The 13,836-nt window shown below is 45.8% G+C and carries 12 protein-coding genes; all 12 read right to left on the reverse strand.

The features are described 5' to 3' along the window. Positions 1 to 104 precede the first annotated feature (104 nt). The gene (locus tag F6Y09_RS14170; protein WP_152207589.1) at positions 105 to 2,054 is read right to left on the reverse strand and encodes a nucleoside-diphosphate sugar epimerase/dehydratase; all 1,950 of its coding nucleotides are present in this window, start codon (positions 2,052 to 2,054) and stop codon (positions 105 to 107) included. Between the two features lie 154 nt (positions 2,055 to 2,208). Continuing rightward, the gene (locus F6Y09_RS14175) at positions 2,209 to 3,384 is read right to left on the reverse strand and encodes a DegT/DnrJ/EryC1/StrS family aminotransferase (protein WP_152207590.1); all 1,176 of its coding nucleotides are present in this window, start codon (positions 3,382 to 3,384) and stop codon (positions 2,209 to 2,211) included. A 118-nt stretch (positions 3,385 to 3,502) separates the two neighbouring features. Next, positions 3,503 to 4,153: an acetyltransferase gene (locus tag F6Y09_RS14180; protein ID WP_152207591.1), complete on the reverse strand. Its 651-nt coding sequence runs from the start codon at positions 4,151 to 4,153 to the stop codon at positions 3,503 to 3,505. Beyond that, positions 4,146 to 4,760 carry a sugar transferase gene (locus tag F6Y09_RS14185; protein ID WP_152207592.1) on the reverse strand — a complete coding sequence of 205 codons (615 nt, stop codon included), beginning with the start codon at positions 4,758 to 4,760 and terminating at the stop codon, positions 4,146 to 4,148. The genes F6Y09_RS14180 and F6Y09_RS14185 overlap by 8 nt, the downstream gene beginning before the upstream one ends. A gap of 5 nt (positions 4,761 to 4,765) precedes the next feature. Continuing rightward, positions 4,766 to 5,914, reverse strand: coding sequence for a glycosyltransferase family 4 protein (locus F6Y09_RS14190; RefSeq protein WP_152207593.1), 1,149 nt, complete (start codon positions 5,912 to 5,914; stop codon positions 4,766 to 4,768). An 86-nt stretch (positions 5,915 to 6,000) separates the two neighbouring features. Then, positions 6,001 to 7,104 (reverse strand): glycosyltransferase family 4 protein, encoded by a 1,104-nt coding sequence (locus tag F6Y09_RS14195; RefSeq protein WP_152207594.1) that lies wholly within the window; start codon positions 7,102 to 7,104, stop codon positions 6,001 to 6,003. An 8-nt stretch (positions 7,105 to 7,112) separates the two neighbouring features. Continuing rightward, entirely contained in the window at positions 7,113 to 8,264 is a 1,152-nt protein-coding gene (locus F6Y09_RS14200; protein WP_179959426.1) for a glycosyltransferase, read from the reverse strand. Between the two features lie 35 nt (positions 8,265 to 8,299). After that, a complete protein-coding gene (locus tag F6Y09_RS14205) occupies positions 8,300 to 9,478 on the reverse strand; it encodes a hypothetical protein (protein ID WP_152207596.1) in 1,179 nt (392 codons plus the stop codon). A gap of 186 nt (positions 9,479 to 9,664) precedes the next feature. Beyond that, positions 9,665 to 11,086 carry a lipopolysaccharide biosynthesis protein gene (locus tag F6Y09_RS14210; RefSeq protein ID WP_152207597.1) on the reverse strand — a complete coding sequence of 474 codons (1,422 nt, stop codon included), beginning with the start codon at positions 11,084 to 11,086 and terminating at the stop codon, positions 9,665 to 9,667. Continuing rightward, a complete protein-coding gene (gene rffA, locus F6Y09_RS14215) occupies positions 11,083 to 12,213 on the reverse strand; it encodes a dTDP-4-amino-4,6-dideoxygalactose transaminase (RefSeq protein ID WP_152207598.1) in 1,131 nt (376 codons plus the stop codon). Before rffA ends, F6Y09_RS14210 begins: the two co-directional genes overlap by 4 nt. Further along, on the reverse strand, positions 12,210 to 12,773 hold the full coding sequence (locus F6Y09_RS14220) for an acyltransferase (RefSeq protein ID WP_152207599.1): 564 nt from the start codon (positions 12,771 to 12,773) through the stop codon (positions 12,210 to 12,212). The genes rffA and F6Y09_RS14220 overlap by 4 nt, the downstream gene beginning before the upstream one ends. Continuing rightward, complete coding sequence (locus F6Y09_RS14225) at positions 12,745 to 13,827, reverse strand: TDP-N-acetylfucosamine:lipid II N-acetylfucosaminyltransferase family protein (RefSeq protein ID WP_152207600.1); 1,083 nt, start codon at positions 13,825 to 13,827, stop codon at positions 12,745 to 12,747. Before F6Y09_RS14225 ends, F6Y09_RS14220 begins: the two co-directional genes overlap by 29 nt. Positions 13,828 to 13,836: the final 9 nt, after the last annotated feature.

Consider the following 13,836-nt stretch of genomic DNA (forward strand, 5'->3'; position numbering starts at 1 on the left):
GGCGGTTATTGTAGGAGCAACACGGATCTTGGAAGTTGTAGGAGCGACTTCAGTCGCGATCCCACCCATCACCGAGCAACGCGACAAACTCGCGAGGATGTTCTTCAGGAATTCAACCTGCGAACCACCCCTTCACCAGTGCCGTCGGTCACCAGTGGCTGGGTTTCCACTGAGCCATTGCACCAGACCAGGTCGGCCATGTCGCTGGTGGGGGCGTAACCGGTGGGGGCATTGCGCAACAGGTCCACTACCTGGCGGCAATCGAAGTTGTGGCTGGCCAGGGTCAGCCGTTCAAGCAGGCTCTCCACTTCATCCCAGGCCATGGAGGCTTCCCGGGCCATCATTATGCGGGGGTGGGCGGTGCCCTGGGGGTTATCTCCGATCAGCAGCTCTTCGAACAGCTTCTCCCCCGGCCGCAGGCCCGTGAAGGTAATTTCGATATCGCCATCGGGAATTTCTTCGGTTTTCTCGGTCAGCCCCATCAGGTGGATCATCTTGCGGGCCAGGTCGGCGATTTTCACCGGCTCCCCCATGTTCAATACAAACACGTCACCCCCCTGTCCCATACTGCCGGCCTGCAGTACCAGCTGGCTGGCTTCCGGAATGGTCATGAAATAGCGGATGATATCCGGGTGGGTCACCGTTACCGGCCCGCCATCACGGATCTGATCCCGGAACAGCGGCACCACCGAGCCGGAAGAGCCCAACACATTGCCAAAACGCACCATGGAAAACCGGGTACGGGTCTGGCGCTGGGCAAGACCTTGCAGCACCAGTTCAGCCAGGCGTTTACTGGCACCCATTACATTGGTGGGTCGCACTGCCTTATCCGTGGAAATCAGCACAAAGCGCTCGACACCGGCCGCAACAGCCGCCTCTGCCATGTGCCAGGTACCAAATACGTTGTTCTGAACGCCTTCGATAACATTCAGCTCAACCAGCGGTACATGCTTATAGGCCGCGGCATGGTAGATCGTCTGAACGCCAAAGGTACGGATGACGGCCATGCAGCGGCGACGGTGAGTCACACTGCCCAGCAGAGGATGCAGCTCAACCCCCAAATCTTCCAGCCTGTTGACGGAAATCAGCTCCCGCTCGATGGCGTAGAGGGAAAACTCGGATTGCTCAAACAGCACCAAAGCCTTCGGACGATGGCGGATAATCTGCCTGCAGAGTTCCGATCCAATAGAGCCTCCGGCGCCAGACACCATAACCACCTTGCCATACAGACTGGCCGCCACCATGGCGTTGTCCGGACGCACCGGGTCCCGCCCCAGGAGGTCCTCCAGTTCCAGATCCCGAATATCATTGATGCGGGCCTGCCCGGCTATCAGCTCGGTCATGGAGGGGACGGTCTGTACAGGAATGGATAACGGTTCAAGCTGCTTCAGCAGCTCCCGGCGGTTAACCCTCGAATCCGGGTCCAGCGCCAGCAATAGCCTGCGAACACGAAATTTGGTCAGGTTTTTTTCCATGTGCTCAATACTGAACACCGGCACGCCATTGATCAGGGATTTGTGGTTGCTCTTGTCAAAGGTCAGGAAGATCACCGGGTCATACTCCATACCCTGATCCAGTGCCAGCGCCAGCTGACGCCCGGTTTCACCCGCACCAATAATCGCGACAGCTTCTTTTGCCCGGCGTCGGGGCCGGTTAACCAGCATCCGGATACTCAGGCGAGTGCCAGCCACAAAAATAAACGCCAGCGCTCCATAGATCACCGGAACTGACCGAGGCACGAAAACCTGAAGCAAATAGCCGAGCACAATCAATATCGTACTGGAGGCGACCACACCGTAAATAATCGTAAGAAAGGCTTTATCACTGAGATAGCGGATAACGGCTCGGTAAAGGCCTAGCCGCATGAAAATAACCAGCGTAAATATAACGGTAAGAACCGACACAAGCAGCTGCCCGTAATTGGGCACCCAGAACTGCTGCTCGAAACGAAGAGTAAAGGCAGCCCACAGGGCAAACAGCAGGAAAAAGCTGTCCGACGCTAGTGAAATAAGGCGTTTGTAGACTCTTGGAAGACCGAAAAACTTATGCAACATGATATCCGTTCACACTAAGCATTGAGTAATGAGAGCACCCCTAAAACTGCCACGTTTATCTGAGCCTAATGTAGCTGCGCCCAAAAGGCACATTAGGTTTCGTTAAGTTTCTCATTGAGACAATTACGGGGTGTAAATTGAAAAGGTGTAAAGCTCAGTTCGTAGCGTTCGTCATTACTTCAGTGAGTACGCGGCACGTCAGTTCAATCTCAGCGTCGCTCAACGTGGGATGTACCAGAAACATCAAGGAGGTTTCACCCAGTTCCTTAGCATTATCCAATCGTCTGGGCGGTGCCAAATGTAAATTCTGGAATGCCTTCTCCAGATAGATCTCCGAGCATGAGCCCGAGAAGCAGGGCACTCCGCGCTCAATGATATCCGACAGGATCCTGCCCCGCGTCCAGCCTTCTTTTAATTCACCAGGCTCAACAAAGACATAACACTTATATCCGGCATGACCAATATCGGATGGTACAGCCGGCACCCGCAGCCCCTTGCAAGCTCTCGCTGCTGCCCAGATGGCTTCGCAATTCTTTTGTCGTCTTTCAGACCACTTAGGCATGCGCCGCAACTGAATGCGACCAATAGCGGCCTGCATCTCCGTCATTCGCCAGTTGGTACCAATGCTCTCATGCAACCAGCGAAAACCAGGCTCATGCTCCCTTTCATAAACAGCGTCCCAACTTTTCCCGTGGTCTTTAAATGCCCACATTTTTGACCATAAATCACGGTCATTCGTGGTAACCATGCCGCCCTCGCCACCGGTTGTCATGATCTTGTCCTGACAGAAAGACCAGGCAGCCACATGCCCCAGAGAACCCACTGGTTTACCTTTGTATGCTGCCCCATGGGCTTGAGCACAGTCTTCAATAACCGAAATACCGTGCTCACACGCCAATTCATTAAGAGCATCCATATCACAAGGCCAGCCTGCCAGATGCACTGCGACAATTGCCCGAGTACGGCTGGAAATCAACGGAGCGACCGTTTCGGCAGTTATATTCTGGGAATCCAGGCTTACATCGGCAAATATTGGAGTGGCTCCTGAATTTACAATGCACGATGCCGATGCCAGAAAGGTGCGAGAAGCAACAATGACCTCATCACCCGAGCCAATACCAAGCCCCTGTAGAGTGAGATCAAGGGCCACGGTGCCATTGGCAACAGCGATGGCATACTCAGTGCCGGCAAAACCGGCAAACTCGCACTCAAAGTCTCGGCACTCGCGGCCCGTCCAGTAGTTCACTTTATTGGAAAGCAATACATCGCGTACTGCGTTTCCTTCTTCTTCAGTATAAGAAGGCCAGGGGGAGAAAGGTCCGTTAAGCACTGAAGGCTCCTGATGCTAGTGTGCGGGGATATATTTCTGTTTCATTTCGAACCCTGATTTCAAGACCAACTGGTCACCCTTTTAGAGCAGGAACAGTGACCTTCGAAAAACTGAGAGTCTAGGAACGCGACAACGGCTTAGCTGGATTGCCCACCACAACTACTCCAGCCGGAACATCCTTTGTTACGACAGCCCCCATACCGACAACGGCGCCCTCACCGATAATGAGCGGCTTACCAGGCTTTCCCTGCTTTAATATAGCGCCTGTACCTATATACGCATGATTCTCAATAACTATGTTTCCATTACACTTTACCGACGGACCAAACGTAACATAATCCCCAATGGTACAGTCGTGAGCAACGTAACTATAAATATTCGCATGAAATGACTTACCAATAGTGATGTTTGAGGTAAGGGTGACAAATGGACACAAAATGGAACCCTCCCCTATCTCAACCTGGTCCAACACAACCGTGTTAACGGCATTGAGTGACCAGATTTTCAACCCATCTGCCACGCAGCGGTTTGTAATCTTCTGCCTTAAACCTGCATCAGCAATCGCAACAGCGACAAATTTTTCTCGCGACTCCAGATCCAAAAAAGCATCATACTTGATTACTTGATGTCCGTTTAGCTGGCTAGAGGGCGGATTATCATCCACAAAAACCAATTCAAAGGCTTCCGATTCAACCATAGCCCTCGCCAGGGGCATTACTTCCCGCCCAAAACCACTGGCACCAAAAATTGCATAAATTCTCTTAACCATGATCCTCATGCCTTTCTTTAGTGCCAGTAAACCTCGACATCGTGACTTCCCCCTCCCCTGAAATCCCTTCCTTTACAATCACCTTCTTTATCGTCAAAAACAGAATCTTCAGATCGAGCCAAATAGACTGATTATCCACATACCAAACATCCAGCTTGAATTTATCCTCCCAACTGATCGCATTACGACCATTGATCTGGGCCCAACCTGTGACACCCGGGCGCACCTCATGGCGGCGGTATTGTTTTTTCGAATAGAGCGGCAGGTATTCCATCAACAACGGACGAGGACCAACCAGGCTCATATCTCCTTTTAACACGTTCCAAAGTTCAGGAAGTTCGTCCAGACTGCTTGAGCGCAAAAATTGACCGAAAGGGGTCAAACGCTCCGAATCTGGTAGAGCATTACCTTGCGCGTCTACAGCATCTTTCATAGTGCGGAATTTGGTCATTTGAAAGGGCTTGCCATGCAAACCGGGGCGGGTTTGTCGGAAGAATACGGGAGCGCCAAGTTTTCGCTTTACCTGCCACGCCACGATCAGGATAACCGGAGCCAACAGCAAAAGGCCAACGGTAGCAGCCACGATATCCAACAGTCGTTTCCACATTAGCTTTAAACTCCCATGGCTCCTAGCATCACACGGTTTACCTTGTGTACATCGTATTTCTCTTCCGCAATCTGGCGCGAGCGTTCCCCCATTCGGGTGACCAACGCGGGTTCTTCAATAAGCCGTTTCATTGCCGCCACCAGTTCTTTAACCGATTTTACTGGCACAAGAAACCCGTTATCACCATTTACCACTGTCTCCCGGCAACCTGGCGCATCTGTCGTGATGATCGCGCGCCCCATGGCCATGGCTTCCAATACCGTACGCGGTGTTCCCTCACGATAAGAAGGCAAAACGTAAACAGAACAGTTTGCTATCGCAGAGCGCACATCCTCAAGGCGACCAAGATACTCAATATTTCCGTCGCGTTGCCATTGGGCTATCTCATAAGTATCAACAGAATCGGGATTGTCGTCGACATCGCCAACCAGGCGAAAAGCAACATCCGGATATTGATCTCGCACCTGCTTGGCTGCTGCTACATACTCCCGGATTCCTTTATCTCCCAATAGACGGGCAATCAAAAGGAACACCAAAGGCTCATTGGGAAGAGGAGTTTTTTTGAACTGACTAAGGTCGATGCCGGAACCATTCACTAGTGTTGAAGGTACGTTTTCTGGCATCAGGCCCAAATGCCGGAACAAGGCTTCGTCATCAGGGTTTTGAAAAAAAACACGTTTGGCGCGCGCAAGTCCCAAGGAATACAAGCTTCTGGCTATTTTCTGGACAAGTTTACGTTTGCCAGTCGCTTCACCGGTAAAGGCATACCCGAGACCAGTAATCAATACAAAGCGGTGTGGTACACGTGCGAGCCATGCCGCGAGGGTACCGTAAATTACCGGTTTAATCGTGTAGCCAAGAACTGCATCGGGATTGATTGATCGTATCAGGCAATAAACGCTAAGCAAACTACGTAAATCATAAAGCGGGTTAATTCCCGCGCGTTGAAGAGAAACATTTTGGCAGGTAACACCCCACTCAGTGAGCTTCTTCACAACATCAGGATTAGAGGTTAATTCAGGCGCCGCAGCATGCACGTCAACACCCGCTTCACACAGGGCCTTAATTAATGGGCCACGGAAGTTGATTAGTGACCGACCCAAACCGGCAAGAACCAGAATTCGGCTAGGTCCATTACTGTTTTGTGAATTCATAGAATAAATACTCGAAACTGCAGTCCACAAACTAAAATCACTGCGAGGTTATCCATCTCAACTATCAGGTCATTGCATCGGTAAAATTAGGACGACTTCTGATACAATAATTCTTGATATACATTTAAATACCCACTCGCCATCGTATCCATATTAAATTTTTCAGCCTGATTTCTTGCACTACTGGCCAATACTGCGAGCCCCTTTTCCTCAGCTCGTACTATGAGTCGTCGTATAGCCGCATTCCAAGCTTCAGGATCCTCAAAATTATCGACGAGTTCGACAGAAATGCTGGAAGGATCAAGCACCTCTCGTAATCCGTCTAAGTTTGAAGCGACAATTGGTAATCCCGTAGACATTCCTTCAACAGCTACCAATCCAAATCCTTCCCATAACGAAGGAATAAGCTGAATGTCTGCATCTTGTAAATAGGTCTCTATGGAATCTGACCATCCGACCAAGCTAACCTTACCTTCAAGATCAAATTCACGGACTAGTTTTTCGAGTCGTAATCTCTCAGGACCCTCGCCTACAATAATATAACGCTCGAATTCGTCAGTTACATAGGAAAGGGCACGAATTAACGTTATAAAATTTTTTTTGTAAGTTAATGAGCCAACAGATACGAGTCTTGGCAATCTACCTTTTAGTGCCGGACGGGACCTAAAGCTAAAAATCCTCGACCCATTGGGTACGATAGTGAGCCGCTTTTGTAGGATATTACCGACCCAAGAGGCTAATGATGAAAAAACACCCTCACTTATGCAGATAATGCGAGAATATCGAGAATAGAAAAATCTCTCTAGATATTTTAAAAATGGAACACGTCGTCTTCTATTTGTCGTATTATGCTCAGTGTAAATAAAAATAACGTTTTTAAGGCCTAGTGATGCCAACGCTACATAAAAAAAAGGCCATGTAAGATGAGCATGGACAATCAACTTTTTATCTACAAATAGAAGCTCTTTTTTTATCTCTCTCCTAATCCGAAATATATTTAATGGATCTCGGGTGCGCACACCCATTATCTGCTCATCTGAGTCTAGATCACGAAGTATTCCGTTAAAATAAAAAACTCTAGATGAAAAACCTTTTGATTTGTATATTTTATGCAATTCACGAACAAGAAGCTCTGCGCCACCCCCAGACGGTGAGGATATAAAACTTAATACTGTTATATCTGATTTCATGTGCTTCTCTAAACCCTAATAATGTCTAATGCTAAGTTATGCCAAGAGTAGCGCTCCAAAAAACTCTGGAATTCTATTCTAGATTCTTTAAGCTTGAATGTTCCGATAGCATCTAAGATAGCATTAGCTAGGCATTTAGCATTGTTACCTTCAGAATAAAAAATTAATGATGGATAGTCTTTGTAGATAAAATCTACGGATGTATTAGTAGTATTTGATTTCGGATATGCAACGATGGGAACACCGCTGCTTGTAGCCTCTAAGAGAACCTGTCCAAACGATTCATATCTGGATGTCATCACGAACGCATCTGAAACTTGATAATATAACTCAGGTTTCTTAGTAGATGGAAATATCTTAACCTTGCCTGACAAATTTAACGTTTTGACTAATTCTTCGTATCTGGCCCTCTCAGGCCCATCTCCGACCAAGAATAAAACAACGTCATCATCGAGATACCTCATGCATTCTATAGCATGATCGAACTGCTTAAGCTCAGAGAACCGCCCTAAACCTAATACTATTTTTTGATGACTCAAAACTCCCAGCTCGTTCCTATACTTTTGTTTAGTCGCCAAGCTAATCGGCTTAAATCTTTCACTGTCAACACCGGGACTAACCAAGTAAGCAGCTTTAATTCCGAGAGAAGCTTTTTTTACTTGTTCGATCATAGATGTACTAAACACAAGGTTTTTGGATACTAACAAGGCAAGAAGCTGGACGATAGAATTAAAAAATACTGATAAAAACTTTCGTAAAGAAGACAGTTTGAAAATTTGTTCCTGGAAAAAATAGATCGATGGCACCAGGTACTTTATATCGCTTACGCCTGCGAAAAATGCCGACATGGCAGGAACTGCACTGCGTGCCATAACAATGTCACAGCTAACTAGATCATTCTCTTTTAAAACCTTAAAACAGCCGGTAAACTGATAAAAATATCCAAGAGGCCTACTTGGGTACTTATATCGATAAATATTTAATCGATCATTCTTATCCACCAAGGGAAGCTCAGAACCATCAATATAATTTCTGTTTGAACAAACTATATTTACCTCATATCCTAACTTAATAAATTCTTGAGCCAGCGCATTTATAGAGTTTTCTACGCCACCAATATTTGGTGCAAACAGTGAAGAAAGTATAAGAACCCTAGGCATGGTTGGAACACCTTGCATAACACAAAATCGAAAACTTAATATTCAGCATATTTTTTCCTGAGGCGCTCAAATAATGAAATTGAAACTAAACCCCCAATAAAATATGCGCTAAATACAGAAGGAACGAATTGAAGTCCAAAAAAAACAACAAGCAAAGCAACTTTTATAGGTGGCGAATTATTAAGAGCAGAGATACCGAATAGGACAAGCCAAGCCAAAAATAGAAGTAGAACAAAAACACCGCCCATCGAAGTAATGTACAAAAACAAGTTATGCGGTATGACTCCCGTCGTTAACTTATAGAGATCTGGAGCAAACATAGCACCAAAATAAGGATTTTGTGAAACGAACTCAAGAGATTTCAGATAACCTTCTAAGCGACCAGATCCGCTTGCAACAAAATCTCTACTGGAAAACTCCAACAGGTAAAAATAGCCAAAAATAGCAATTACGACAGAACCACTAACAATACTCACAGAACCAATATTTATTTTATTTACAAGGAGTCGGCTCAAGAAGACGTATACAGAGTAAGCCCACAAAATTACTATCATCGCAACTATGCCCGTTCGAGCAGTAGTGATCAGAGAGCCTATAACTAGAATCAGCACGCCTGAATAACGCCAGAACGACGAGAGCTTTATTGCATATAATAATGGAACCGCAGAAACTAAGAAAAGTGATAAGTAGCTATAATCCAGCCATACAAATCCAAATCCAATTCTTCCACCTCCATAACGGTCGATTTTACCAACCTCAAGCCCAAGGAACTCGAATATAAATCTCTGGGATATCACACCAATAGAGCAAAAAAGTGCGCTAAAAATGTATGCCTTGATGAGCCGGAATTGTAAATCCTCATTTAATTCACTCTTGGACAAAAACACTGGCCACAAGCTGTACACTAAAAAAATAACTAAAGAGACAGAAATATTAGAGCGTGAAACAAAAGATAAAGCAAATACATAGAATATAAAAAATAGATATAGTGTCATATCCATCGTAACATTCACTCTATATTTCTTTAACATCACAACTAAATAAATGAATATAACTGGACCTAATACGATAGGCCTAGCGCCCTGCACTTCAAAATAGGAGAAAGGCAACATTAAAATTAAAAATACGCCAATTGACGGAAATTTTAACCTGCTAAAAGCTAAGTTTTTAACGCCCACGGAAATTCCTAGTTCTGCAACACTTGGCTTTGACAAATAGAATCTTTAAATGTTGACGCTCATAAATAAATATGAAAATTTCACTTATTAGTCCTGTACATTTATAGTTAGAATAGGTCATGTTTTTTTATAGGCTACAGCGAAGAACCGAAAGGGTTTTAAACACTACACCCATCCTTGGTGCTAATTTTCACCAAAGACATTCAGGTTCACTTTTCTGGGCTACCCTGTCTTTCTGAGAAGCCGGCTAGCAACAAAACCCCATAATTCTCTAACTTCCACAGAAAAAACAAATAAAGCACTCAATAAAACGGTTCCCCAGAAAGCATGTAGAACCCAACCGGCTCTATCCGCTAACAACGTACTTAAAATTGCTCCAGTCACAATAAGTATTGTATAGGCATAGAGAAGTTTTCTCGGGAGGGGCTTCCATAAGTAGCAAGAAAATTCAGTTCTGAGTATAAAAAACAATAGAAACGCTCCGCAGGTGCTTACAGCGGCGCCCGCTGCACCAAACTTAGGAATGAGCAGCCAATTACCTATTAGATTCAGACCAAATGCCAAAACCGCTGCCAACATTGCAAAGGCGCTGCGTCGCGATATCCCTATTCCGACTACGGTTGTTTCTGAGAGTGTGTATAGCAACGGATAACCCAAACAGGATATGACAATCCACTGAACGCTCGCATATTCTCGTGGCAGTATAAGCGTTACAATCCATGAAAGCAGGCCGGTGAGCGCGAACATGATAATCACACAAAACAGCACATAGCGGGTAACGCGCTGTATATTTTGCAGCCCTTCTCCTTTACTTGCCCACTTGTAAACTATGGGCGCCCATATTGTAGAAAAAACGCTCTGCAAGATAGTTGCTGCCGCAGCGAAACTGACCGCCACAGAATAAACACCCAATTCTTCGTAGTTTGAGAGTACTCGAAGAAAAACCTTATCTATCGCCGTCAGCCCCCAGAATGCAAGACCGCCGAGTATTAAGGGCAGACCAAATCTAAGCAGATTCTTAAGTTCGACCAGGTCCAAACTCTCGGCTAGACCTTTAATCCACTCCCTTCGCGTGTTCCAAACAAATATCATACATACAAACGTGAGCGCTGCAGTATTTGCAACAACAAGATTGGTCAGACTTTTTTCCGCACCAAAGATGACGTAACTCCCAATGATCACCAATAACAGAAGCTTTGGAAGCACCTGGCTCATGGAAAACGCCAGGCCTCGTTCGTTCATTCTTAGAACTAGGGATAAAAAGCGTGAAACGAATGTCGCTACAAGTGCCAACGCAACCAAAAAACTGAGGTGTAACGCCGAATTCTCGAATAACCACTGCGCAAGTTCGCTGCCCATCGACAAGAGCACAGCGAGAACTAAAATCAGTAAGATCAAACCCGGCAGCATTACACTTTTTAACAGCGCCGGTTGGTTATCGGTTTCGTGAAATTCCCTTACATAAGCCTGATCTAACCCAAGGCTAAAAAGTAAGGTGCTGAAGCTCAGTGTTACCTGGAACATCGCCAAACGGCCTACATCCTCTTGGGAAAAAAACCAGGTGATGATAGGTAGTGATACCAGGCCCAGCAATGCGCCACCTAGTGGACCTATTGCGAAATAAGCTATTTGTTTTGGGGTCACATGTAGAACTCGTTCACCGCCCTAACCACTTCATCTTGCGCTTCGGGAGTGAGCCCGTACCAAATTGGCAATCGCACGAGTCTTTCACTTTCCAATGTAGTGTACCGATCTTCGCCGTGGAACAAGCCGAAACGTTGGCCAGCCTTGGCGGTGTGTAGCGGCACGTAGTGAAACGCAGCAGATATTTGTTTTTCTTTGAGGTAATCTATTAATGCACTACGCTCTTCCAATCCTGATGTTTTGATATAGAACATATGGGCATTATGAGTGCAGCCTTCAGGAATAAATGGTAGTTTAATCCGCCCCGTATCGGCTAATGGCTGCAGACGGTGCAAATAGAAGTCCCAACTTGCTATCCGAGCGTTGTTGATGGCATTAACGTGCTCCAGTTGGCCCCATAAATACGCTGTTTGCATCTCGCTTGCGAGGTAACTGCTTCCAACCTCTATCCACTGGTACTTGTCTACCATTCCATGGAAGAACTGGCTCCGATTGGTTCCTTTCTCTCGGATTACCTCTGCCCGCTCAGAAAATCGCTCATCATTGATAATCAGCAGGCCCCCTTCTCCGCCGCTGGTATAGTTCTTGGTTTCATGAAAGCTGAAGGCCCCGAGGTGCCCTATCGTGCCCAGGTGCCGGCCCTCATAACTGCTCATCATGCCTTGGGCCGCATCTTCAATGACATACAGGTCGTGACGTTCGGCAACCGCCATAATCTTATCCATCTGACAACCCACCCCCGCGTAATGGACAGGAACGATGGCCCGGGTTTTGGGGGTAATTGCGGCTTCAATCAAGTTTTCATCAATATTCATTGTATCCGGGCGGATATCCACGAATATAATTTTTGCGCCACGCAAGACAAAAGCATTCGCTGTGCTGACGAAAGTGTAGCTTGGCATGATCACTTCGTCGCCGGGCTGAATGTCTATTAATAACGCAGCCAATTCCAGCGCAGCTGTGCATGAAGGCGTGATCAGTGTTTTATAGGCGGGTAAATTTTCTTGAAACCAGGCTTGGCATTTTTTGCTGAAGGGTCCATCACCGGAGAGTTTCTGGCTTACCAGCGCCTCTTTAAGGTATTTGTCTTCCGCTCCGGTGTATGCTGGAACGTTAAATGAAATCATGCTTGATTCTCGTTGAGAAATTGCCTTTCCAGTTCGAGCAGATTTTTACTGCGATCTTTGATACGACGAGCTGGATTGCCAGCGTATATCCCCCAAGGTTTCGTGCTTTTGTTCACCAAGGTCATCGCACCAATCGAACACCCCTCTTCAAGAGTTACACCGGGAAATATTACCGATCCGGCCCCGACAATAACTTGCCTCTTGAGCAGAACAGCAGATAAATACTCATTTTTATATGTTTTTGGCACCAACGAATTAACCATCGTGCTACCACTATAATCGTCAGATTGAGCAAACACCTTCACTCCGTAAGCCAAGGTGCAGAAATCTGACAGGGTAATACCTGGTTTGCCACCGGCCACCAGGCACATCGGAGTAATATGGCAATACTTCCCTATTGAAACTTGACCAGAAACGACGCAAAAGTCATCAATTCTCGAATGATCCCCTATGGCGATCGTCTCAGGATTATAAATTTTCGCGCAGTCGCTGATTTTTACATTTTTTCCTAGGGCCTTAAAACCCATTGCTTCAAGAGCTTTGCTTGAAAGATAGGCCATCTGATTCCTCAAAGATTTCTGAAAGTTGGCGCTTTAACGTTTCCCTTGAAAAATAGGACTGAACAATCCTTGAATTGTTAGCCGCTGAGTCGCTTTCTAGCAGTTGCAATGAAAACCTTGAAACATCTTTCAACTCAATTCCTAGGCCACGCAAGAATGTCCATGAACTAATATTACTGCGCATGAATACGGTTTTTCCCATTCCAAGCAGTGTAATTATGTTCCCCATTGCCTGTTGCCGCTCGTGGTTGAAGATCGCCAAACTCAGGCTGCTCAAAAACCTTAGATACTGATCAAACGACATAAAACGGGTCAAAGGAACAAATTTATTCCCGAACCACTCGTCACCTTGAGCCATAAGCTGAGCAGCGTATTTTTGATCACCATAAGACAAAGGAGCAAAAATTTTGATGTTTTCATTTTTATAAGGACGTAACTTTTCCAACACATTAATATGGTTATTGCTGGGATCGGCAGAGTTACCAACCAATATGTTCAATCCATCGGGTTTTCTACTTGATTCCTCCGAAGCTTGTACCAGTGAGGGGTCAAATATGTTACTTAAATACATCAAACATTCATGAAACTCGCCTTCAGCGCCATACCACTTTCGGGCTAAATCCAAATCACCTTTAATATATGTAACTAGGTTACCGATTCTACGAATCACAAATTTCCTGAGGCCCTCGTTAATGTTTTCACGAAGGCCAGACTTCTTTTTCTGATACCGATGCAGGTCGCCTCCCCATATCACCCAATAACACTTGGGAAGCAACCAAGGGCAAAATGAAAGAATATTAATGATCCACGTATTGAAGAGCCCGTGAAGCACTATTTTCTTGGCTGTATGCAGCTTTATCAATAGAAGCGCATATGCAATTAGTTTTCCTAGAATCGTATTTTTTGCAACGTATACATTTGAATAGCCGCTATCAGAAAATTCACGCTTCGAATCTAACAACCAAAATTGATGATTTTCTTGATTGAACTCTTCATTAACAAACTGAACAAATGAGGGTATAAATTTGTCAACGGTTGAGACGTGTAGGATCATATTGGTTCT

The organism is Marinobacter changyiensis (assembly GCF_009193265.1).
Lineage (GTDB): Bacteria > Pseudomonadota > Gammaproteobacteria > Pseudomonadales > Oleiphilaceae > Marinobacter > Marinobacter changyiensis.

Excerpts from the sequence above, each read along its gene's own strand:
- F6Y09_RS14170 (WP_152207589.1), bottom strand. The coding sequence starts at position 2,054 with ATGTTGCATAAGTTTTTCGGTCTTCCAAGAGTCTACAAACGCCTTATT.
- F6Y09_RS14180 (WP_152207591.1), bottom strand. The coding sequence starts at position 4,153 with ATGGTTAAGAGAATTTATGCAATTTTTGGTGCCAGTGGTTTTGGGCGG.
- F6Y09_RS14185 (WP_152207592.1), bottom strand. The coding sequence starts at position 4,760 with ATGTGGAAACGACTGTTGGATATCGTGGCTGCTACCGTTGGCCTTTTG.
- F6Y09_RS14190 (WP_152207593.1), bottom strand. The coding sequence starts at position 5,914 with ATGAATTCACAAAACAGTAATGGACCTAGCCGAATTCTGGTTCTTGCC.
- F6Y09_RS14195 (WP_152207594.1), bottom strand. The coding sequence starts at position 7,104 with ATGAAATCAGATATAACAGTATTAAGTTTTATATCCTCACCGTCTGGG.
- F6Y09_RS14200 (WP_179959426.1), bottom strand. The coding sequence starts at position 8,264 with ATGCCTAGGGTTCTTATACTTTCTTCACTGTTTGCACCAAATATTGGT.
- rffA (WP_152207598.1), bottom strand. The coding sequence starts at position 12,213 with ATGATTTCATTTAACGTTCCAGCATACACCGGAGCGGAAGACAAATAC.
- F6Y09_RS14220 (WP_152207599.1), bottom strand. The coding sequence starts at position 12,773 with ATGGCCTATCTTTCAAGCAAAGCTCTTGAAGCAATGGGTTTTAAGGCC.
- F6Y09_RS14225 (WP_152207600.1), bottom strand. The coding sequence starts at position 13,827 with ATGATCCTACACGTCTCAACCGTTGACAAATTTATACCCTCATTTGTT.